This is a genomic window from Thioclava electrotropha (assembly GCF_002085925.2).
GTDB lineage: Bacteria > Pseudomonadota > Alphaproteobacteria > Rhodobacterales > Rhodobacteraceae > Thioclava > Thioclava electrotropha.
Genome location: NZ_CP053562.1, coordinates 3,255,748 through 3,278,454 on the forward strand (window position 1 = coordinate 3,255,748; position 22,707 = coordinate 3,278,454).

A 22,707-nucleotide genomic window follows, 5' to 3' on the forward strand; every position below is an offset into this window, starting at 1 on the left:
CTCAGACCTCCTCGACCTCGCTCACCCCGCGCAAGGAGCGCAGCGCGCCTTTCACCTGCGCGTTGACCGGCGCCTCGGGCATCGCGGTGATCTGGTAGCGGCAGCCCCGCTCATTGTCATAGACCATGAAGCTGATCGGGCCGCGCGAATGGACCTTCCCTTCGCGGGCGACCCGCTCGACGAGGCTCGCGACCGAGGCGACCGCGTCATTGTTGTCGATATGCACCAGAAGCCCGGATGACCCCGCATCCGCCGTCGCCTTCTCCACGGTCTGGGCCGAAGTGGCGACCATACGCACCGACTCGCCGTCGACCTCGACCTTCACGGTCAGCACCAGAAGGTTGCCAGTCTCGAGCACGTCGCGGCAGGCTTCCAGCGCCTCGGACCAGAAGGCGACCTCATAAGGCCCCGACGCATCCGAGAGTGCCACGAAGGCGAAGCGGTTGCCCTTGGCGGATTTCTTCTCGCGCACCGAGGCGACCTCGCCCGCGATCTTGGTCACGAAAGGACCGCCCACGGCCTTTTGCTGCACCTCTTCCCAGCTCAGCACCTTCTTGCGCTTGAGCGCGGGCAGGTAATCCTCGATCGGGTGACCCGAGAGGTAGAAGCCGATGGCCTTGTGTTCTTCGGCCAGACGTTCGCCCGGCAGCCAGTCGTCGGTATCGGCCAGACGCGGCGGCGGCAGATCGTCGCCCGCCTCGCCGAACAGCGACACCTGCGCCGACTCGCGCGCCTCGATCACCGCGCCCGACCACGCCATCAGCGATTCCAGCGACTCGAAGACGCGTTTGCGGTTCGGATCGAGCAGATCGAAGGCCCCTGCCCGCGCCAGCATCTCCAGCGGGCGCTTGCCCACCCGCTTCATGTCCACGCGCCGCGCGAAATCGAACAGGTCCTTGAAGGGCTCGTCGCCGCGCGCGGTCACGATCATCTGCATCGCGTCCACGCCGACGTTCTTCAGCGCGCCCAGCGCATAGACCAGCTTCTGATCGACCACGTCGAAGGTCGAAAGCGAGCGGTTCACGCAAGGCGGGATGATCTCGATCCCGAGCTTCTTCTGCACCTCGTCGGCATAGATCGCGAGCTTGTCGGTCAGATGAATATCGCAATTCATCACGCCGCCCATGAACTCGACCGCGTGGTTCGCCTTCAGCCAGCCGGTGTAATAGGACACCACCGCGTAGGCCGCCGCGTGGGATTTGTTGAAGCCGTAGTTCGCGAATTTCTCCAGAAGGTCGAACACCTCCGAGGCCTTCTTCTTGTCGACCCCGTTCTTGGCCGCGCCCGCCTCGAATTTCGGGCGCTCGGCGTCCATCGCCTCCTTGATCTTCTTACCCATCGCGCGGCGAAGAAGGTCTGCGCCGCCAAGCGAGTAGCCCCCCATGACCTGCGCGATCTGCATCACCTGCTCCTGATAGACGATGATGCCTTGGGTCTCTTCGAGGATATGGTCGATGGTCGGGTGGACCGAGGTGATCTTCTTGAGCCCGTTCTTCACCTCGCAGTAGGTCGGGATGTTCTCCATCGGGCCGGGACGATACAGCGCCACGAGCGCGACGATGTCCTCGATACAGGTGGGCTTCATCTGGCGCAGGGCCGATTTCATGCCTTCCGATTCCACCTGGAACACCGCGACGGTCTTCGCATCGGCGTAAAGCTTGTAGGTCTTCTCGTCATCCAGCGGGATCGCGTTGATATGGTTCTCCGCGCCCTCGGCAGGCTCGTAGAGCTGGTTGCCGGCGGCATCGACATGCAGCGGGCGGCCCGATTTGAAGATCAGCTCCATCGCAGAGCGGATCACCGTCAGCGTCTTCAGGCCGAGGAAGTCGAACTTCACCAGACCCGCCTGCTCGACCCATTTCATGTTGAACTGGGTCGCGGGCATGTCCGAACGCGGATCCTGATAGAGCGGCACCAGCTCGTCGATCGGACGGTCGCCGATCACGACGCCCGCCGCGTGGGTCGAAGCGTTGCGCAGCAGACCTTCGATGGCTTTCGCATAATCGAGAAGCCGCGCCACGACCTCTTCGTTGCGGGCCGCTTCGCGCAGACGCGGCTCGTCGGCCAGCGCCTTCTCGATGCTGACGGGCTTCACGCCCTCGACCGGGATCAGCTTCGACAGCTTGTCGACCTGCCCGTAGGACATCTGCAAGACCCGGCCCACGTCGCGCACGGCGGCCTTGGACAGAAGCGCACCGAAGGTGATGATCTGGCCCACCTTCTCGCGCCCGTATTTATTCTGAACGTATTGGATCACCTCCTCGCGGCGATCCATGCAGAAGTCGATGTCGAAGTCCGGCATCGAGACACGTTCGGGGTTGAGGAAGCGTTCGAACAGCAGCGAATAGCGCAGCGGATCAAGGTCGGTAATGGTCAACGCGTAAGCCACGAGCGAACCCGCACCCGAGCCCCGCCCCGGCCCGACCGGAATGTCGTGATCCTTGGCCCATTTGATGAAGTCGGCAACGATCAGGAAGTAGCCCGGGAAGCCCATCTGTTCGATGATATCGAGCTCGAATTGCAGACGTTTCTCGTAATCTTCGACCGGGGCTGCATGCGGGATCACGTCAAGACGGTTGCGCAACCCGTCCCATGCCTGACGCCGCAGTTCCTCCACCTCGTCATCTGCGAATTTCGGCAGGATCGGCGCGCGCTTGTAGGTCGAGAAAGCGCAGCGTTTCGCGATCTCGACGGTGTTCTCCACAGCTTCGGGCAGATCGGCGAAGAGCGCGACCATCTCGCCTTCGGATTTGAAATAGTGCTGTGGGGTCAAACGCCGGCGCGGCTCGATCTGATCGACATAGGCGCCTTCCGCGATACAGATCATCGCGTCATGGGCCTCGTAGATCGCGGGCTTCGGGAAATAGACGTCGTTCGTGGCGACCAGCGGCAGACCCAGCTCATAGGCCCATTCGACGAAGGGCCGCTCGGTCGCGATCTCCGCCTCGGTCAGCGTGCCGCCCTCGCCCGGGTGACGCTGCAATTCGACATAGAGGCGGTTCGGGTAGATCCCGGCCAGCTGTTGCAGCAGCGCCTTGGCGCGGTCCTTCGCCCCGTTCCGGATCAGCCGCCCGACCGGGCCGTCGGGGCCGCCCGAAAGACAGATCAGCCCCTCGGAATACCGCTCGAGCTCTTCCAACGTGACCTGAATCAGCGCCCCGTGCTTGTCGAGATAGAGGCACGAGTTCAGCTTCATCAGGTTCTCGTAGCCGCGCTCGGTCTGGGCCAGCAGCACGATCGGTGCGGGCAGGCGTGGACGCTCGCCCGGCTTGGCCGGATCGAATTCCAGAGAGACCTGACAGCCGACGATCGGCTGCAGCCCCGCCCCCGTCGCGGTCACGGAAAACTCGAGCGCCGCAAACATGTTGTTCGTGTCGGTCACGGCGACGGCGGGCATCTTCGCCGACTCGCACATCTTCACGAGTTTCTTGGCGGGCACAGCGCCTTCGAGCAGGGAATACTCGGTATGGACGCGCAGATGAATGAATCGGGGGCTGGTCATGCCACCAGATTTAGCGGGTCGCAGCGCCCCGCGCCAGCCTCTCGCCGCGTCCGCCCGACGCTTCGCGCTCGACCACTCGGCGCAGCTTGGCGCCCAATTCTTGATCACCGGATCAAGTTTCGGGCAACGCACCGCCGCGAATCCCTTGCCAAAGCCTGTCTGCATCGGCTTTGCTGGGCCGGTCCCGTTCTACGCCGCATCGAGGGGGACCGCAGGGACGACTGGTAAGGCGGCGGATTTTTCGTATGGAGATCACGTTTCTTCTCAATGGAGAAACCCGGACGGTGGCACTTACCGATCCGACGCAATCTGTGCTCGACTGGCTGCGCGCCGAGGGGCTGACCGGCACCAAGGAGGGCTGCAACGAGGGCGATTGCGGGGCCTGCTCGGTCATCGTGACCGATGCGGAGGGCGCCAAACCGCTCAATGCCTGCCTGATGATGATGCCCCATCTGCACGGCCGCGCGCTGCGCACCGTCGAGGGCGTCGCCGGGCCGAAGGGGGAATTGCACCCCGTTCAGCAGGCGATGGTCGATCATCACGGCTCGCAATGCGGCTTCTGCACGCCCGGTTTCATCGCGTCGATGGCGGCGGGGCATCTGAACGGGCGCCACGATCACGACGATCTGCTTGCCGGAAACCTGTGCCGCTGCACCGGCTACGCGCCGATCATCCGCGCCGCCGAGGCGGCGCAGGACGAAGCCGTGCCCGCATGGATGCACGACACGCTGCCCGATCTGACAGATGTCGCGCCAAAGGCCGATCACGTCCTTCTGCCGGATAGCGCCGATGCGCTGGCAGACTGGTATCTCGCCCATCCCGACGCCACGCTGATCGCGGGCGCGACCGATGTGGGGCTCTGGGTCACGAAGCAGCTGCGCGAATTGAAAGAGGTCGCTTTCCTCAACAACTGCAAAGACTTGCAGACCATCGAGGAAACCGACGACCGCTACATCGTCGGCGCGGGCGTCACCTTGGCCGCGTTGCGCACGGCGATCCGCGACACACTCCCCAGCTTTGGCGAATTGCTGCGCCGCTTCGCCTCCGAACAGGTTAGACAAGCGGCGACCATCGGCGGCAACATCGCCAACGGCTCGCCCATCGGTGACAGCCCGCCCGTCCTGATCGCGATGGGCGCGGAGTTGACGCTGCGCAAGGGAGATGCGCGCCGCACGATCCCGCTGGAGAGCTTCTTCCTCGACTATGGCAAGCAGGACCGCGCGCCCGGCGAATTCGTCGAAAGCGTCAGCTTCCCGAAATCCGCGCCCGATCTGGCTTGCTACAAACTCTCGAAGCGGTTCGATCAGGACATTTCCGCCGTCTGCGGCGCGCTGAATATCCCGCGCGATGGCGACAAGATCGGCGCGCCGCGTATCGCCTTCGGCGGCATGGCGGGAATCCCGAAACGCGCCGCGGCATTGGAGGCCGCGCTGAAAGGTCAGCCCTTCACCGAAGAGGCGATCACGGCCGCCCTGCCCGCGCTGGAGCAGGACTTCACGCCGCTCACCGACATGCGCGCCTCGGACGCCTACCGGATGGAGGCCGCCAAGGCGATGCTGATCCGATACGTCCGCAATGCCCAAGGCGCCCTCTCCATTCTGGAGGTGAAACCATGAGCGTCGGCACCAAGAAACCCCACGATTCCGCGCAGTTGCATGTCACCGGCGCGGCACGCTACGTCGATGACATCCCCTGCCCCGGCAACACCTTGCACCTTGCCTTCGGCCTCTCGACCGAGGCCCATGCCGAGATCGCCTCGCTCGATCTGAGCGCGGTGCGGAGCGCCCCGGGGGTGGTCGCCGTTCTGACCGCCGAGGACATGCCGTTTGCCAACAATGCCTCGCCCGCGCCCGAGCCCGAACCGGTTCTGGCCGAAGGCGTCGTGCATTTCGTCGGCCAGCCGATCTTCGTGGTCGCAGCGACCAGCCATCATGCGGCGCGCAAGGCCGCACGGCTGGCGAAGGTGGATTACACGCCCCGCCCGGCGATCCTGACGGTCGATCAGGCGCTCGACGCGAACAGCCATTTCGAAGGCGGCCCGGTCACTTGGGCGCGCGGCGATACCGGCGCGGGCTTCGCGCAGGCCGAGCATATCGTCGAAGGCAGTTTCGACATGGGCGGGCAGGAGCATTTCTACCTCGAAGGTCAGGCCGCCCTCGCGCTGCCCGACGATCAGGGCATGGTGATCCGCTGCTCCTCGCAGCACCCGTCCGAGGTCCAACACAAGGTGGCCGACGCGCTTGGCTGCGCGATGCATGACGTCCGGGTGGAGATGCGCCGGATGGGCGGCGGCTTCGGCGGCAAGGAGAGCCAGGGCAATGCGCTCGCCATCGCCTGCGCCGTGGTCGCGCGCACCACCGGGCGGCCCTGCAAGATGCGCTATGACCGCGATGACGACATGGTCATCACCGGCAAGCGCCATGATTTCCGGATCAAATACCGGCTCGGCGCGGATGCCGAGGGCAAGATCGTCGCGGCCGAGTTCACCCATCTCGCCCGCTGCGGCTGGTCGCCCGACCTGAGCCTGCCAGTCTGCGACCGCGCGATGCTGCACAGTGACAGCTCTTATTACCTGCCGAATGTGAAGATCGAGAGCCACCGGCTGCGCACCAACACCCAAAGCGCGACGGCCTTCCGGGGCTTCGGCGGACCGCAGGGCATGATCGGCACGGAAGCGGCGCTCGATCACCTCGCCCATGTGATGGGGATCGATCCGCTCGATCTGCGCAAGCGCAACTACTACGACCCCGAGGGCGGGCAGAGCACGCATTACGGCCAGCCGGTCGAGGATTTCATCCTGCCCGAGATCACCGAGCGGTTGGAGAAATCCGCCGAGTTCGCGGCCCGCAAGGCCCGCGTGGCCGAGTGGAACGCCACCAATACGACCCTGAAGCGCGGCATCTCGCTGACGCCGGTGAAGTTCGGCATCTCCTTCACGCTGACCCAGCTGAACCAGGCGGGTGCGCTGGTGCATGTCTATGCCGACGGCTCGATCCAGCTGAACCACGGCGGGACGGAGATGGGTCAGGGCCTGCATCGCAAGGTCTGTCAGGTCGCGGCCTCGGTCTTCGGCGTCACGGATGAGGATGTGCGCATCACCGCGACGGCCACCGACAAAGTTCCCAACACCTCCGCCACGGCGGCCTCCTCGGGGGCCGATCTGAACGGCATGGCGGTGAAGGCCGCCTGTGAGACGATCAAGGCGCGGCTGGCGGGCTTCATGGCCGAAAGCGCGGGCGCCGCGGTGGAAGACGTGACGTTTGCCGATGGCGAGGTGCGCGTGGGCGATCACGCCATGCCCTTCGCGAAGCTGGTGAAGCTCGCTTACGAGGCGCGGGTATCGCTGTCGTCGACGGGCTTCTACGCCACGCCGAAAATCAGCTGGGACCGGATCAAGGGTCAGGGCCGCCCGTTCTTCTACTTCGCCTATGGCGCGGCAGTAACCGAGGTGGTGATCGACACGCTGACCGGCGAAAACCGCATCCTGCGCACCGACATCCTGCATGATGCAGGCGCCTCGCTGAACCCGGCCATCGACATCGGCCAAATCGAGGGCGGCTACGTTCAGGGCGCGGGCTGGCTGACGACCGAGGAACTGGTCTGGGACGACAAGGGCCGACTGCGCACCCATGCGCCTTCGACCTACAAGATCCCCGCCTGCTCGGATCGCCCGCGCATCTTCAACGTCGCGCTCTGGGACGAGCCGAACCGCGAGGACACGATCTATCGCTCCAAGGCGGTGGGCGAGCCGCCTTTCATGCTGGCGATCTCGGCTTTCCTCGCGCTGCAGGATGCCTGCAAATCCTGCGGCCCGAACTGGCCCGATCTGCAGGCGCCGGCCACGCCCGAAGCGGTTCTGGCTGCCGTCCATCGGGCAAGGGGGGACGCATGAGCCTCGATCCCGCAGCCCTCGCCCGCGCGGCAGACCGCGGCCCCTTCACTCGTGTCGTGGTCGCGCGCGCCCAAGGCTCCACCCCGCGCGAAGACGGGGCGGAGATGCTGGTCTGGGCGGATCATGTCGAGGGCACGATCGGCGGTGGCGCGCTGGAATTCTCCGCCATCGCGAAAGCGCGGGGCGGGCTGACGGGGATCGAGAAAATCCCGCTGGGCCCCGCGATGAACCAATGCTGCGGCGGGGCCGTGGTGTTGGGATATGAGCGAATGGACCGGACCACCGTTTCGCAGATCACGGGCGACTGGCACGCCCGTCCACTGACGCCGGGCACGCCCGAGCCGCTCGCCGTCACGCGCGCGCTGGCCCGCGCCCGCGATCGCGGCGAGACGCCGCCGCTGCTGGTCGAGAACTGGCTGATCGAGCGGGTCGCGCCGCCCGCTACGCCCGTCTGGGTCTGGGGCGCAGGCCATGTCGGGCGCGCGCTGATCGGGGCGCTGTCCCCCCTGCCCGGCCTTGCCCTGTCCTGGACCGATAGCGGGGCGGAGCGGTTTCCCGACATGATCCCCGAAGGCGTCACGCCACTGATCGCCGAGAACCCGGCCGATCTGATCTCCCTCGCGCGCACCGATGCCCGCCACTTCGTGCTGACCTATTCACATTCTCTCGATCTGGAGCTTTGTCACCGGCTGCTCGCCCATGGCTTCGGCGGGCTCGGCCTGATCGGGTCGGACAGCAAATGGGTCCGCTTCCGCAAGCGCCTCGCCGCGCTCGGGCATTCGGATGCACAAATTTCGCGCATTGCCTGCCCGATAGGCGATCCGACCTTGGGGAAGCATCCTCAAGCCATTGCCCTTGGGGTAGCGACCGGGCTAGTGAAAGAGCTGAACGCCGCGCAAGCGGCGACGGGGAAAGGGAAACGCGCCGGGTGACGGAGCTGCTCAAGATCGACGGGCTGACGAAAGCCTATCCTGGTGTCGTGGCCAATGACGGCGTCGGCTTCTCGGTGCGTCCGGGCGAGGTCCACGCCCTGCTGGGCGAAAACGGCGCCGGCAAATCGACGCTGGTGAAGATGATCTACGGGCTGGTGAAGCCCGATTCCGGCACGATGCACTTTGCGGGCCAGTCCTTCGCGCCCGCCGATCCGCGCGCCGCGCGCGCCGCTGGCGTCGCGATGGTGTTCCAGCATTTCTCGCTTTTCGAGGCACTTAACGTTGCCGAGAACGTGGCGCTCGGCATGGAAAACCCGCCGCCGATGCGCCAGCTTGCCAAGCGTATCCGCGAGATTTCCACCGCTTATGGCCTGCCGCTGGACCCCGCGCGACTGGTGGGCGACCTCTCCGCGGGCGAGCGTCAGCGCGTCGAGATCGTGCGCTGCTTGCTGCAGGACCCCAAGCTTCTGATCATGGACGAGCCGACCTCGGTGCTGACGCCGCAGGAGGTGGAGATTCTGTTTCACACCCTGCGCAAGCTGTCGGCTGAGGGCACTGCGATCCTCTATATCAGCCACAAGCTCGAAGAGATCCGCACGCTTTGCGAAGGCGCGACGATCCTGCGCGCGGGCAAGGTGGTGGCGAGCTGCAACCCGCGCGAGAAGACCGCGCGCGAGCTGGCCGAGCTGATGGTCGGCGCGGAGCTGAAAGTCACCGATCGGGCCGAGCGCAAGCTGGGCGATGTCGTGCTGAAAGTCTCGGGCCTGTCGCTCGCACCGCTGTCGCAGTTCGGCCCCTCGCTGAAGGATCTAAACCTGGAGCTGCGCGCGGGCGAGGTGCTGGGCATCGGCGGCGTCGCGGGCAACGGTCAGGAAGAATTGCTGGCCACCCTGTCGGGCGAGCGCCCCTCCGCCCCCGGCACGGTCAGCCTGATGGGCGAGGATATCTCCGGGCTCGGGCCGAACGGCCGCCGCGCGAAGGGGCTGCTGGCTGCGCCCGAGGAACGGCTGGGCCATGCCGCCGTCCCCGCGATGAGCTTGACCGAGAACGCGATCCTCACCGGGACGATGCGCAAGCCGCTAACGCGCAACGGATTTGTCGATCAGGGGGCTGCGAAGACCTTCGCCGACGAGATCAGTCAGGCCTTCGACGTGCGCACGCCGGGTTCGCATGTTGCGGCCCGCGCGCTTTCGGGCGGGAACCTGCAGAAATACGTGATCGGTCGCGAGGTGCTGCAAAACCCCGCCGTGCTGGTGGTGAATCAGCCGACATGGGGCGTGGATGCCGCCGCTGCCGCGTCGATCCGGCAGGCGCTGCTAGACCTCGCGGCGAAAGGCGCTGCGGTGATCGCGATCAGCCAGGACCTCGATGAGCTTATGGAAATCTCCGACCGCTTCTCGGCGCTGAACGAAGGCCGCCTGAGCGCCTCGCGCCCGACCCAAGGGCTGACGATCGAAGAGATCGGCATGATGCTGGGCGGTGCGCACGGGATGCAGGAGGCCGCGGTATGATCACCCTCGTCCGGCGCCCCACCCCGTCGCAATTCTGGTCCTACGCGACTCCGCTCCTCGCCGTGATCGCCACCATGATCGCGGGCGGCATCCTGTTCGCGATACTGGGCAAGCACCCGGTCGAGGCGATCCGCGTGATCTTCTGGGACCCGCTCTTCGGGGGCAACGCCAGCTATTTCCGCGGCCAGCTTTTGGTGAAGGCCGGACCGCTTATCCTGATCGCCTGCGGGCTCGCCGTGGGCTTTCGCGCGGGCATCTGGAATATCGGCGCCGAAGGGCAATACATCATGGGCGCGCTGTTCTCGGCATGGCTGGCGCTGAAGATGTACCCGGCGGAAAGCCACTGGCTGTTCCCGGCGATGATCTTACTGGGCGCGCTTGGCGGCTTCCTTTGGGCGATGATCCCGGCGGTGCTGAAAGTTTTGTTCGGCACCTCGGAAATCCTCGTCTCGTTGATGCTGGTCTATGTGGCCGAGAACCTGCTGGCCTATATGGCCTTCGGCCCGCTCAAGAACCCTGAGGGCTTCGGCTTTCCCGGCTCGCGCAACCTGCAAGACTACCCCTCGGCCTTCAATCACGAGCTGATCGAAGGCACGGGCATGCATTGGGGCGTCGTCGCGGCGCTGATCGCGGTGATCTTCACCTATGGGCTGATGCACCGCCATATCACCGGTTTCCGCATCCGCGTCGCGGGCGAGGCGCCGCGGGCTGCACGCTTCGCAGGCGTGATCCCGGCGCGGCTGGTGATGCTCGGGCTTGGGATGGGCGGCGCGTTCGCAGGGCTTGCGGGCATGTTCGAGGTCTCCGGCCCCTCGGGTCAGATCACCGACAGTTTCAACGTGGGCTACGGCTTCACCGCGATCATCGTGGCCTTCCTTGGCCGCCTGCATCCGATCGGCATCCTGCTGGCGGGGCTCCTGATGGCGCTGACCTATATCGGCGGCGACATGGCGCAGCTGATGCTCGGCCTGCCCTCGGCGGCGATCCAGGTCTTCCAGGGGATGCTGCTGTTCTTCCTGCTGGCCTTCGACGTGCTGACCAACTTCCGCATCCGCTTCGGGAGGGTCGCGGCATGACGCAGAAACTCCCCTCGCTGCGCCTGATGATCGTCTTTATTGGCGGCACCGTCATGGGGCTTGGCCTGTACTACCTGCTCGCCGTGGCGCAGGCGTTCTGGGCCTTCGTCGTGATCGGCGTGGTGATGATGGTGGTGTTCGAGCTGGCGCTGGGAGCCTCGCGGGCGGTGATCTACCGCATCGGCGCGCGCCCCGACAGCGAAGAGCCCCGCCGCCCCACCCTGCATGGACGCGAGCGGTACGCCTCTGTGGCCGGGCTCATCGTCGGCCTCGTCGGCGGCTATCTGGCCTGGGGGCCGGTTCTGTTCTGGGGACATGGAGGCGCACTATGATCGTGGGCGGCATCGATATCATCACCCTGACGGCGACGCTGATGGGCGCATCGACCCCGGTCCTGCTGGCCGCGACCGGCGAACTGGTCGCCGAGAAATCGGGCGTGCTCAACCTTGGCGTTGAGGGCATGATGATCATGGGCGCGGTTGCAGGCTTCGCCGCCGCCGTCGCCACCGGCAGCCCGGTTCTGGGCTTCCTGATGGGTGCGATCGCCGGTGCTTTGTTGGCGACGCTTTTTGCCTTCCTGACGCAGAAGCTGCTGTCGAACCAGGTCGCGACGGGCCTTGCGCTGACGCTGTTCGGGCTGGGCCTGAGCGCGCTGATCGGCAAGGGCTACGAAGGCGTGCGCCCGCCGCCGACCGCCAAGATCGATTTCGGGCCGCTCTCGGATATTCCGGTGCTGGGCCGCATCCTGTTCTCGCATGACTGGATCGTCTATCTTTCGCTGATCCTCGTCGCGGTGGTCTGGTACGTGCTGCGCTCCACCCGCGCCGGGCTGATCCTGCGCGCGGTGGGCGAGAGCCATGACGCCGCCCACGCGCTGGGATACCGCGTCGTCGCCGTGCGCTTTGCAGCGCTGGCCTTCGGCGGGGCGCTGGCCGGTCTGGGCGGCGCCTATCTCAGCCTCGTGCGCGTGCCGCAATGGACCGAAGGCATGACCGCAGGCGCAGGCTGGATCGCTCTGGCCATCGTGGTCTTCGCAAGCTGGCGCCCGTGGCGCGTGCTGCTGGGCGCTTATCTCTTCGGCGGCATCACCGCGCTGCAGCTGCAATTGCAGGCCGCAGGCTACGCGATCCCGGTGCATATCCTCTCGATGGCCCCTTACGTCATCACCATCGTGGTGCTGGTCATCCTGTCCGCCATTCACCGCCACGGCGTGCAGGCCGCCCCTGCCAGCCTCGGCAAATCTTTCCACGCCTCGAGCTGAGGCATATCTCAAAGGGCCCCATCAAGAGGTCCGCCACCCAACTTGGAGTAACGCGATGAACCGCAGATCCTTTTTGAAAACCACCGCCGCCACGGCCGTCGTCGCGGGCGTCGGCGTCCCGGCTTTCGCCGCTGACGAACCGCTGAAAATCGGCTTCATCTATGTCGGCCCCGTCGGCGACATGGGCTGGTCCTACCAGCACGACCAAGGTCGTCAGGCGATCGAAGAGAAATACGGCGACAAGGTGAAGACCTCGTTCATCGAGAACGTGCCGGAAGGCCCCGATGCCGAGCGCGCGCTGACCCAGCTGGCGCTGGACGGCAACAAGCTGATCTTCGCGACCTCCTTCGGCTACATGGACGCGGTGATGAACGTCGCCAAGAAATTCCCCGACGTGAAATTCGAGCACGCCACCGGCTACAAGCTCGCCGACAACGTCGCCACCTACGACGCCAAGTTCTACCAGGGTCGCGCCATTCAGGGCACGATCGGCGGTCGCATGACCAAGACGAACAAGATCGGCTATATCGGCTCTTTCCCGATCCCCGAGGTCTATCAGGGCATCAACGCCGCCTATCTGGCCGCGAAGAAGGTGAACCCGGATATCGAGATGAAAGTGGTCTGGGCCTACACCTGGTTCGATCCGGCGAAAGAGGCCGACGCGGCTGCAGCCCTGATCGCCGATGGTGTGGACGTGCTTCTGCAGCACACCGACTCGACCGCGCCGCAAGCGAAAGCTCAGGAAGCGGGCAACGTCATCACCTTCGGTCAGGCCTCGGATATGTCGAGCTTCGCGCCGATGCCGCGCGTTGCGTCGACCATCGACAACTGGGCGCCCTATTACATCGAGCGCGTCGGTGCGGTCATGGACGGCTCGTGGAAGTCGGAAGCCACCTGGGGCGGCATCGACAGCGGTATGGTGGAGATCGGCGAGATTTCCTCGGCCGTGCCGGACGACGTCAAGAAAGAGGCGCTGCAGCTCAAGGACGATATCGGCTCGGGCAAGGTCCATCCCTTCACCGGCCCGCTCAACAAGCAGGACGGCACGGCCTTCCTCGCCGATGGCGAAATGGCGACCGACGATCAGCTTCACTCGATGACCTTCTACGTCGAGGGGATCACGGCAGAACCGCCGAAATAAGTCAGCCATACTGATACGAATGGGAAAGGGTCGGCCGCGCGCCGGCCCTTTTTCGTTGTTTCGCAAAGGTCTTTTCGCTTCACGTTAGCGTTAGACTTGTTCCACAGGCTGATTCGTCGCAGGATTTGGAAGGCGGGTCTTCTTGACACATTCAAACAATTGCATCTATCGAATGAGACATGACAAGTTGATGACCGGGTAACGGGGAGGAACGAAATGGCACATATCGTGGTGCTCGGCGCAGGTCTTGGCGGCGCAATCATGGCTTATGAATTGCGCGATCAGGTCCGTAAGGAAGACGAAATCACCGTCATTACCAAGGACCCGAAGTACCACTTCGTGCCCTCCAACCCTTGGGTCGCCGTCGGCTGGCGCGACCGCAAGGACATCACCGTCGATCTCGAACCGACGATGAAGAAGAAGAACATCAAGTTCATCCCGGTCGCGGCAAAGCGCCTGCACCCCGATGACAACAAGGTCGAGCTGGAGGATGGCCAAGAGGTCTCCTACGATTACATCGTGCTCGCCACCGGCCCGGAACTGGCCTTCGACGAGATCGAAGGGCTCGGTCCCGACGGCTTCACCCACTCGGTCTGCCATGTCGATCACGCCGAGGATGCCGGCACCGCCTTCAAGCGCTTCTGCGAAGATCCCGGCCCGATCATCGTGGGCGCGGTGCAAGGCGCGTCGTGCTTCGGCCCGGCTTATGAATTCGCCTTCATCCTCGACACCGCGCTGCGCCGGGCGAAGATCCGCGATCAGGTTCCGATCACCTTCGTGACCTCTGAACCTTACGTCGGCCATCTCGGTCTCGACGGCGTCGGCGACACCAAGGGTCTTCTCGAAGGCGCGATGCGCGAGAAGCACATGAAGTGGATGACCTCGTCGCGCGTGAAGAAGGTCGAAGACGGCGTGATGCATGTCGAAGAGATCGCCGATGACGGCTCCGTCAAGGCGACCCATGAGATGCCGTTCAAATACTCAATGATGCTGCCGCCCTTCCGTGGCATCCCGGCGGTGATGGGGCTCGAAGGTCTCGTGAACCCGCGCGGTTTCGTCATCGTCGACAAGCACCAGCGCAACCCGAAATACCCGAACGTGTTCGGGATCGGCGTCGGCATCGCGATCCCGCCCATGGGCCCGACCCCGGTGCCCTGCGGCGTGCCGAAGACCGGCTTCATGATCGAGTCGATGGTCACCGCCACCGCGCATAACCTTGGCAATATCGTGCGCGGTCAGGAGCCCGACGAGACCGGCACCTGGAACGCGATCTGTCTGGCCGATTTCGGCGACAGCGGCATCGCCTTCGTGGCCCAGCCGCAGCTTCCGCCGCGCAACGTCAACTGGTCGAGCCAGGGCAAATGGGTCCACCTCGCCAAGATCGGTTTCGAGAAGTATTTCATGCGTAAACTGCGAAAGGGCACCTCGGAGCCGTTCTACGAGAAGACCGCGATGAAGATGCTAGGCATCGACAAGCTGAAAGCGGTCAAGAAGACCCACTGAGCCCAACCGGCACAGTTTTTTCTTCCCAAATCACGGGGCGGGCCAGCAGGTCCGCCCCGTGCTGATTCCTGCCGACGATCAACAGAGCGCCGGAACACACAGGTCTGTGAAACGTTTGGACCCCCGATACGCGGCCAGATGCCGCATGAAAGGGAGACGACATGAAGACGTTGAAGACGACCACTGCGCTCGTTGCCGGCCTTGCCGCGCTGAGCCCGGCGATCCTGCCGTTCAGTGCGCTTGCCCAGGATAGCAATACCGCCGCCGCTGAATGCATCGCGAAGGCGGTCGCCGATGGCACCCCGATGGAGAAGGCGAAAGCCGATTGCGAGGCCGACGCGGCAAATGCCGATGGCTCCGCCGAAGCTGCGGCAGGCACCGATCCGGCGAATGCCGACGCGCCGATGAGCGACGGCGAAGCCGATCAGGCCGCAAAAGCCGCGATCGAAGGCGCAGCCCCGCCCGCCGACCAGGACCCGGCTGCGAGCGGTGACACCCCCGACGCCAGCGCGAAAGCCGCAGTCGAAGGCGGCGCGGATGTGACCACTCAATCCGAGACCACGGGTACCGATACCAACGCCGACGCGGCGGCCGCAGCGACGACGGATACCGATGCGAATGCCGATGCCTCTGCCGAGACCGACGCGGCAGCGACCGACGCGCAGCCCGATGCTGCGGCACCGGCAGAGACCGACGGTTCGGCCACCGCAAACACCGATGGCTCGACCTCGGCGGATACCACCGCAGAGACCACCGCAGAAACCGATGGCTCCGCTACGGCTGAAACCGATGGCTCGACCACCGCGACCGCTGATGGCTCGACCGATGCCACCACCGCGGCCGACGGCCAGACGGATGCCGAGGCGACGAACACGCTCAGCCCCGACACCACCTCGCAGGACGCCCCTGCCCCGGTGACCGACACCACCGAAAACGCGATGCAGAACTCGGAGGCCCAGGCGGACAGCACCGCGACGGCAGAGCCCGAGGCGAAACCTGCAGGCGAGACCTCGACGGACACCACCTCCGACACGCAGGTCGTGCAGGAAGGCAATGGCGGGTCCGGCGCTGAAGTCGAACCGAAGGTGATCCAGCCGGAAGAGGCTGCCAATGCCGACGCGACGGCAGACGGCTCGGCCAGCGCGGACACGACCGCGAATGCCGAAACCGATCAGCAGGCGGACACGCAGGACACCGCGGCCACCAAGGCGACGAAGCTGCTGGAGAACGCGCTGACCGATACGAAAGCCGCGATCGAAGGGGAAGCCGTGCAGAACGAGGCGCTCAACGCGCCGACCGACAGCACCGACACCGCCAATGCTACCGAAGAGACGGTGACCGAGGACACCGCGCGCAGCGCATCCGAAGACTTCGCGACCTCGGTCGACGCCAAGCCCGACGCTCAGGCGCAGGCAACCGCGCAGACCGACTCGTCGAAGAAGAAAAAGAAAGACCGTCTGAGCACGCTGGAAACCGCAGCCCTCTCGGGTCTCGGTGCGCTCGCCGTGGGGGCGATTCTGAACAACGGTTCGAAAGTGGCCGTGAACTCGGGCGACCGCGTTGTGGTGCAACAGCCCGACGGCTCTTACCAGCTGGTGAAGGACGACAACGCGCTGCTGCGTCAGCCCGGCTCGAAGATTCGCACGCAGGACTACGCGGACGGCTCGTCGCGCACGATCGTGACCAAGCCAGATGGTAGCCAGATCGTCACCGTCTATGACGCCCAGCGTCAGATCCTGAAGCGGACGCTGGTCCAGCCCGACGGCACGCAGTACCTGCTGGTCGACGACGCGCGGGGGGCCGATCCGGTCGATGTCTCGGCGCTTCCCGAGCCCAAGCCCGTCGCGACGGTTTCGTCCAGCAACGAGCAAGCGCTCCGTGATGCGCTGACCCGTCAGAGTGGCATCGACCGTACCTTTACGCTCTCGCAGGTGCGCAACATCACCCCGGTGCGTGATCTCGCCCCCGCGATTTCGGTCGAGAACATCAACTTCGAGACCGGTTCCGCCGCAATCCAGCCCGATCAGGCACAGGCCCTTTCGGCTTTGGGTCAGGCGATCCAGCAGCGCATCGACGAGAACCCGCGTGAGCTGTTCCTCGTGGAAGGCCATACCGACGCCGTCGGCAGTGCCGCCTACAACCTCGCGCTCTCGGACCGTCGCGCGGAATCGGTTGCGCTGGCTCTGAGCGAGTATTTCGACGTCCCCGCCGAGAACCTCGTGGTGCAGGGCTATGGCGAGCAGGACCTGAAGGTGCAGACCGAAGGCGCCTCGGAAGCCAACCGCCGTGCCGTGGTGCGCCGGATCACCGATCTTCTGCGCACCGCCTCGAACTGAGGTTGAGCCTGAGCGGAAACAAAAAAGGGCCCCTCGCTTGGGGGGCCCTTAACGCGCCCAAAGCTCGACCGCGCATCTTGCGTCAGCAGCCCGGATAGAAGGTCTCGAAATCGATTGCGTAAAGCTCCCGGATTCGCGTGATCTGATCCGCATTCGGCGTAAATCGGGCGCCGGTCCGGTTTATCGCCACGTCATCCGGCGCGTCCGTCTCGATCTGCACAAGCTCGAGCTGGGCCGCGAGGCGATCAAGATCATGCTCGGTCCGCTCGACCTTTCCAATGAAATCATAGGAGATAAGATCAGGGCGCAGATTGTCGAACTGCCGGCTGAAGTGACCATCCAGTCTCCACGCCTCCACGGCAAGCATCGCCTCGAGATAATCGAGATATGCGTCAAAATTCGTGAACGGATCACCGCCCGGAACGAAACCGAACCGGGTGATATAGGGCAGATGCCGGCCGGATTCGCTGTTCGTCTGAAGTAAGAAGAAGTCCTTGAACCCGCTTACACAGCGCGCGACCGGGTCGCGAACGAATGAAAACTTGCGTGCATCGCGCGACGACAAGGCACCCACGACTGTCGACAGCCACGGCTCTCCATGCGGCAGCGCGGGATCTTCGTGGATGTCGATGCCCGAATGCGCGCGCCGATATTCCGCAGCGTAGAGAAACCGCAGAATCGTCGTGCTGGCTGCTTTAGGGTTCTTGACGTAGAGCAGACGGGCCTTTGGCATGTAAATCGCATGCAAGGCGATCTCGCGCAGCTCCTTGGGTAAACGCAGGATCGACGCGCGGTTTGCGTAGCGCGCGGAGAACGGTGCCAGAAACCGGGCTTTCGCGAGGCGTCGGCCCGACAGGCGCCCTCTTCTATGCGTATAGACCTCGATCGAGCTGTCCTCTCGTCAGGCAAGACGCCATCGGCGTTGCGCGATTGCGAAGACCGGGCAGCGTGCCTGCATCGAACGGCTAACCAAGGCACGCGACCCGCAAGAAGGGTAGTAGTGGTGGCGAGGGGGGGACTTGAACCCCCGACCCCACGATTATGAGTCGTGTGCTCTAACCAGCTGAGCTACCTAGCCACTGGGGGGCTAACTAGGCAAAGCGGATCGTCCAGTCAAGGACGTTTTGCGGGAAAATTGCCCCCATTTCGCTGCGGCATATTGGGAATTGGCGAAGCCGCGCGCAAAGGCTAGGCATGAGGGGAAAAGGAGAGACCATGCACGCCGCCCCTGCCCTGCCCCTGACACGAGATATCGTTCTGATCGGGGGCGGACATACCCATGCGCTGGTGCTGCGGATGTGGGGGATGAACCCGTTGCCGGGTGTGCGGCTGACCGTGATCAACCCAACCCCCTCCGCCGCCTATTCGGGCATGCTGCCGGGTCATGTGGCGGGGCATTATACCCGCGACGAGCTGCAACTCGATCTGGTGAAGCTCGCCCGGCATGCGGGCGCGCGGCTGATTCTGGGGCGCGCCACGGGGATCGACCGGGCGCGGCGGCTGATCGAAGTGCCAGGGCGTGCGCCGATCGCCTATGACGTGGCCTCGATCGATATCGGGATCACGGCCGAGATGCCGCAACTTCCGGGCTTTCTCGACCACGTCGCGCCCGCGAAGCCGCTCGACGCTTTCGCCGATGCCTGGGACGCTTTCGCCGCCAATCCGCCCGAGTCGCCAAAGATCGCCGTGGTCGGCGGCGGCGTGGCGGGGGTGGAGCTCGCGATGGCCTGCGCGCACCGTCTGCCGCAGGCGCAGGTCACGGTCTATGAGGCAGCCCCCGAGGCGCTGCGCGCGCTTGGCACCGGCGCGCGGAACGCGATGCTGGCGCACTGCGCGCGGCTTGGCGTGACCATCGAGACCGACGCGGCGCTGATCGGCGCGGAAAAAGGGCGGCTCCTGCTGGAAGGGGATCGCACGGCGGAGGCCGATTTCATCATCGGCACAGGCGCCACGAAACCCGCCGACTGGCTACCCGAAACGGGGCTCGATCTGACCGACGGCTTCGTCACGGTCGGCCCGACGCTGCAAAGCTCCGACCCCGCGATCTTTGCCGCAGGCGATATCGCGCATCTCAGCCACGCGCCGCGCCCCAAGGCGGGCGTCTATGCGGTGCGCGAAGCGAAGCCCCTTTTCGCCAACCTGCGTGCGGCGGCGTCAGGCGGCGCGATGAAGACCTATCAGCCGCAACGCGATTATCTGAAGCTGATCTCCACCGGCGGCAAACAGGCAGTGGCCGACAAATGGGGCCTGCCGCTGAACGGCGCGTGGCTCTGGCGCTGGAAGGACCATATCGACCGCAAATTCATGGCGAAGGTCCATGATCTGCCCGCAATGCCGACGCCGCCCCTGCCCCGCGAGCACGCGCAGGGGATCGCGGAGGTGCTGGGCAGCAAGCCGATGTGCGGCGGCTGCGGCGCGAAGCTGGGCGGTCAGGCGCTGCGCGAGGCGCTGTCCGATCTGCCTGCTCCCGCGCGCGCCGATGTACTGAGCGGTCCGGGCGACGATGCCGCCGTGCTGTCTTGTGGCACGCAGACGCAGGTCTTCACCACCGATCACGTCCGCGCCTTCACCGAGGACCCGTGGCTGCTGGGGCGGATCGTGGCGCTGCATGCGATGAGCGACGCCTGGGCGATGGGCGCGGCCCCGCAGGCGGCCTTGGCGCAGGTCACCCTGCCCCGCCAATCCGAGGAATTGGGCGCGCGGACCCTGCGCGAAATGCTTAGCGCGGCGTCCGAGGCTTTCCGCGACGCGGGCTGCGATCTCGTGGGCGGCCATACCTCGATGGGCGCGGAGCTGACACTGGGCTTCACCGTGACCGGGCTGGCCGAGCGGCCTTTGGGTCAAGACGGCGCGACGCCCGGCGAGGTGCTGATCCTGACGAAGCCGCTTGGAACGGGCGTGATCCTCGCTGCCGAGATGGCGAAACACGCGCCGGGCGACGTCGTGGCAGGCGCGCTGGAGAGCATGGGGCGCAGCTCTGCCGAGGCCTCCGCGATCCTCGCGCCCATAGCCTCTGCGACGACGGATGTGACGGGCTTTGGCCTCGCGGGGCATCTGCTGGGTCTGTGCGAGGCGTCGGGCGTCTCGGCAGAGCTGAACCTCGCCGCGATCCCGCTGCTCGATGGGGCCGAGGCTTTGGCCGAGGCAGGCGAGCACTCGACGCTTCTGCCGCAAAACATCGCCAATTGCGCGGGCCGGATGACCGCGCCGCCGGGCCCGCGAACGGAGCTGCTGCACGATCCGCAGACCTCGGGCGGGTTGCTGGCGAGCGTGCCCGCAGCGCAGGCGACGGAGGTTCTGGCAAAGCTGGAAGCGGCAGGCTACCGCGCCGCGCAGATCGGGGTGATTGCGGAGGGTCCGGCGTTCCTGCGGGTGCGGTGAGAAAAGGGTCGCGCCCGAGCCTTGGGTGGGCGCTTTGACCGGTCGGTGGCTTGGCGCTTTATCACGCAAGTCCGGACGACATTCCTACTCGCGATGACATCGCCAATGCGCCCTCCCGGGGGGAGGGTCGGGCGCGGCCCGGGCTGGTCGCCCGCGCCGAGGGCTCACGGCCTCAGCGCTCCGCCATCTCCTGCGCCTCTTTCACCACCTGCGCTGCCAGGCCTTCGATCGCCTCCGGCGCGAGGCTTTCCGCCTCGATCACCCGCTCATGTTCCACATGGCGCGCGCGGTGCTTCTCATAGCGCGGATCGTAATGGTCGCGCATCAGCTCGCCCGCCAGCGCCGCATATTCCCCCGCCGTGGCCTGTGCCTGCCACGCTGCGATCCGCTCGGCGGGTTGGAAGGGCCGCAGCTGATCGAGTACCGCCAGCAGCCGATCGGCATCCGCCGTGATATCCGCATAGGCCCGCGCGAGATACTGCGCCCGCTCCGACAGCGGCGCACGCACTCGCAGGCGCGGCGCGTCCTTGATCGCGGCCCAGATTCCGGCGGGCAGTTGCAGATCGCCGATCTTGGAACTTTCCGCCTCCAGCAGCACCGGCCGCGCCGGATCGAGCGCCGCGATCTCCATGATCAGCCGCGACTCGAAATCCTTCTGGCTCGACTGGCCGCCCTCCATCGCCCCGAAGAGCGAGCCGCGATGATTGGCGAGCCCCTCCAGATCGATGACCTGCGCACCCTGCGCCCGCGCGGCTTTCAGGATGTCAGTCTTCGCGGTGCCGGTGTTGCCGTCGAGAACGACAACGGGACAGGGCATCTCGGCAAGCCCGGCCTCCACCACCAGCGACCGGAAGGCCTTGTAGCCGCCCTCGACAAGCTCCACGCGCCAGCCGACCTGCTTCAGGATCGTCGCGAACGACCCCGAACGCTGCCCGCCGCGCCAGCAATAGACCAGCGGACGCCAGCCGCCTTCCTTGTCGGCTAACGGACCCTGCAGATGTTTGGCTGCATTCTGCGCCACCAGCGCCGCGCCGATCTTGCGGGCATCAAAAGGCGCGACCTGCTTGTAGATCGTGCCGACGCGGGCGCGCTCCTCATCGTCGAGCACGGGCAGGTTGATGGCGCCGGGGATATGATCCTCGGCGAATTCCGAAGGTGAGCGCACGTCGATGATCGTGTCGAAATCGAGCGCGGCGACCTCGGCAATCGAGGTAAGTTTCATCAGTAGACAGTGACCTGCGTGCCGACGGGAACGCTGTTGAACAGATCGATGACATGATCGTTCACCATCCGGATGCAGCCGTTCGAGACCGCGTGCCCGATCGAACCCGGTTCTGTCGTGCCGTGGATGCGGATCGCCGTGTCACGCCCGTTCTGGTAGAGATACATCGCCCGCGCGCCGAGCGGGTTCTGCGGCCCGCCCTTCATGCCGTCCTCGTATTTCTTGTAGGCCGGATTGCGTTCGATCATCTCGCGGGTGGGCGTCCAGCTCGGCCATTTGACCTTGCGCGCCACCGTCGCGGTGCCGCGGAACTTCAGCTCATCCTTGCCCACGGCCACCCCGTAACGCATTGCCACGCCCGGCGCGACGATGTGATAGAGGAAGAACTTATCCGAGACGATGATGATCGAGCCCACCGGCAGGTCCGGCTTCACCGCCACTTTCGTCGGGTAGTATTGCGACCCGATCGGCCAGCGCTTGGCCGGCCCGGTCTCGACGCTTTGCGCGGGTTCGGTTGCGGCAAAGGCGGGCAGGCTTGCGAAGGGCAAGGCGGCCAGCGAGAGAAGAAAAGCGCGGCGATCCATTATCAAACTCCTGCAAAATCCTGCGACGTCTCCCGGCAAAGCGTTCGACACAAACCAAGGGTGAGGCTAGCAAAGCCGCCCCACCCTCTCAAGAATTTGGTCTCGGGTCAGAAAAAGGCCAGCGCCAATCGTTGCCGCTTTGTCGATTACTTACCGAAAGCGCAGCCCGATTTGATGCCGAACTTGCCGAAGATCATCGCAGCCGGGCAGAAGCCGGTGAAAGCCGATTGCAGCAGGTTCGCGCCGATGAAGGCGGTGAACCACAGCCAGTACATCGAGACATAAACGGCCAGCAGCAGCGAGATCAGGATCATCACGCCAGCAAAGGCAAAAATCGCACGGTCGAGGTTCATTCGAGGGCACTCC

At 65.3% G+C, this 22,707-nt stretch carries 16 protein-coding genes and 1 tRNA gene; 11 read left to right on the forward strand and 6 right to left on the reverse strand.

Annotation, left to right across the window (positions count from 1 at the left end):
• Position 1: 1 nt before the first annotated feature.
• Positions 2-3,502 carry a DNA polymerase III subunit alpha gene (gene dnaE / locus AKL02_RS15405; RefSeq protein WP_083076191.1) on the reverse strand — a complete coding sequence of 1,167 codons (3,501 nt, stop codon included), beginning with the start codon at positions 3,500-3,502 and terminating at the stop codon, positions 2-4.
• A 245-nt stretch (positions 3,503-3,747) separates the two neighbouring features.
• On the opposite strand from dnaE, the gene xdhA reads away from it, so the two are divergent.
• The 10 genes from xdhA (at position 3,748) to AKL02_RS15455 (ending at position 17,154) form a co-directional block, all read left to right on the forward strand.
• Positions 3,748-5,118, forward strand: a complete 1,371-nt coding sequence (gene xdhA, locus AKL02_RS15410; RefSeq protein WP_083076078.1) for a xanthine dehydrogenase small subunit — start codon at positions 3,748-3,750, stop codon at positions 5,116-5,118.
• Positions 5,115-7,394: a xanthine dehydrogenase molybdopterin binding subunit gene (gene xdhB / locus AKL02_RS15415; protein WP_083076074.1), complete on the forward strand. Its 2,280-nt coding sequence runs from the start codon at positions 5,115-5,117 to the stop codon at positions 7,392-7,394. The genes xdhA and xdhB overlap by 4 nt, the downstream gene beginning before the upstream one ends.
• Positions 7,391-8,326 carry a xanthine dehydrogenase accessory protein XdhC gene (gene xdhC, locus AKL02_RS15420; RefSeq protein WP_083076071.1) on the forward strand — a complete coding sequence of 312 codons (936 nt, stop codon included), beginning with the start codon at positions 7,391-7,393 and terminating at the stop codon, positions 8,324-8,326. Before xdhB ends, xdhC begins: the two co-directional genes overlap by 4 nt.
• A complete protein-coding gene (locus AKL02_RS15425) occupies positions 8,323-9,837 on the forward strand; it encodes an ABC transporter ATP-binding protein (RefSeq protein WP_083076068.1) in 1,515 nt (504 codons plus the stop codon). Before xdhC ends, AKL02_RS15425 begins: the two co-directional genes overlap by 4 nt.
• Positions 9,834-10,913, forward strand: a complete 1,080-nt coding sequence (locus AKL02_RS15430) for an ABC transporter permease (RefSeq protein ID WP_083076065.1) — start codon at positions 9,834-9,836, stop codon at positions 10,911-10,913. The genes AKL02_RS15425 and AKL02_RS15430 overlap by 4 nt, the downstream gene beginning before the upstream one ends.
• Entirely contained in the window at positions 10,910-11,245 is a 336-nt protein-coding gene (locus AKL02_RS15435) for a hypothetical protein (RefSeq protein ID WP_083076062.1), read from the forward strand. The genes AKL02_RS15430 and AKL02_RS15435 overlap by 4 nt, the downstream gene beginning before the upstream one ends.
• On the forward strand, positions 11,242-12,174 hold the full coding sequence (locus tag AKL02_RS15440; RefSeq protein ID WP_078520378.1) for an ABC transporter permease: 933 nt from the start codon (positions 11,242-11,244) through the stop codon (positions 12,172-12,174). Before AKL02_RS15435 ends, AKL02_RS15440 begins: the two co-directional genes overlap by 4 nt.
• A 55-nt stretch (positions 12,175-12,229) precedes the next feature.
• Complete coding sequence (locus tag AKL02_RS15445) at positions 12,230-13,315, forward strand: BMP family ABC transporter substrate-binding protein (RefSeq protein ID WP_078604630.1); 1,086 nt, start codon at positions 12,230-12,232, stop codon at positions 13,313-13,315.
• Positions 13,316-13,531: 216 nt separating this feature from the next.
• Positions 13,532-14,818 carry an NAD(P)/FAD-dependent oxidoreductase gene (locus tag AKL02_RS15450; protein WP_083076059.1) on the forward strand — a complete coding sequence of 429 codons (1,287 nt, stop codon included), beginning with the start codon at positions 13,532-13,534 and terminating at the stop codon, positions 14,816-14,818.
• Between the two features lie 161 nt (positions 14,819-14,979).
• On the forward strand, positions 14,980-17,154 hold the full coding sequence (locus AKL02_RS15455; RefSeq protein WP_083076057.1) for an OmpA family protein: 2,175 nt from the start codon (positions 14,980-14,982) through the stop codon (positions 17,152-17,154).
• Between the two features lie 82 nt (positions 17,155-17,236).
• Here AKL02_RS15455 and AKL02_RS15460 read toward each other — a convergent pair whose 3' ends face one another.
• Both AKL02_RS15460 and AKL02_RS15465 read right to left on the reverse strand, forming a co-directional pair.
• Positions 17,237-17,902 (reverse strand): sulfotransferase family 2 domain-containing protein, encoded by a 666-nt coding sequence (locus AKL02_RS15460; RefSeq protein ID WP_083076054.1) that lies wholly within the window; start codon positions 17,900-17,902, stop codon positions 17,237-17,239.
• A gap of 253 nt (positions 17,903-18,155) precedes the next feature.
• Positions 18,156-18,232, reverse strand: a tRNA-Met gene (locus tag AKL02_RS15465).
• A 137-nt stretch (positions 18,233-18,369) separates the two neighbouring features.
• On the opposite strand from AKL02_RS15465, the gene selD reads away from it, so the two are divergent.
• Positions 18,370-20,535, forward strand: a complete 2,166-nt coding sequence (gene selD / locus AKL02_RS15470) for a slr1591 family oxidoreductase (protein ID WP_083076051.1) — start codon at positions 18,370-18,372, stop codon at positions 20,533-20,535.
• A gap of 172 nt (positions 20,536-20,707) precedes the next feature.
• Here the strand turns inward: selD and mnmH are convergent, their stop codons facing one another.
• The 3 genes from mnmH to AKL02_RS15485 all read right to left on the reverse strand — a co-directional run bounded on the left by mnmH (position 20,708) and on the right by AKL02_RS15485 (position 22,694).
• A complete protein-coding gene (mnmH, locus tag AKL02_RS15475; RefSeq protein WP_078600085.1) occupies positions 20,708-21,757 on the reverse strand; it encodes a tRNA 2-selenouridine(34) synthase MnmH in 1,050 nt (349 codons plus the stop codon).
• A complete protein-coding gene (locus AKL02_RS15480) occupies positions 21,757-22,341 on the reverse strand; it encodes a L,D-transpeptidase (RefSeq protein WP_083076048.1) in 585 nt (194 codons plus the stop codon). Before AKL02_RS15480 ends, mnmH begins: the two co-directional genes overlap by 1 nt.
• 146 nt (positions 22,342-22,487) lie before the next feature.
• Positions 22,488-22,694 carry a YgaP family membrane protein gene (locus AKL02_RS15485; protein ID WP_078520385.1) on the reverse strand — a complete coding sequence of 69 codons (207 nt, stop codon included), beginning with the start codon at positions 22,692-22,694 and terminating at the stop codon, positions 22,488-22,490.
• Positions 22,695-22,707: the final 13 nt, after the last annotated feature.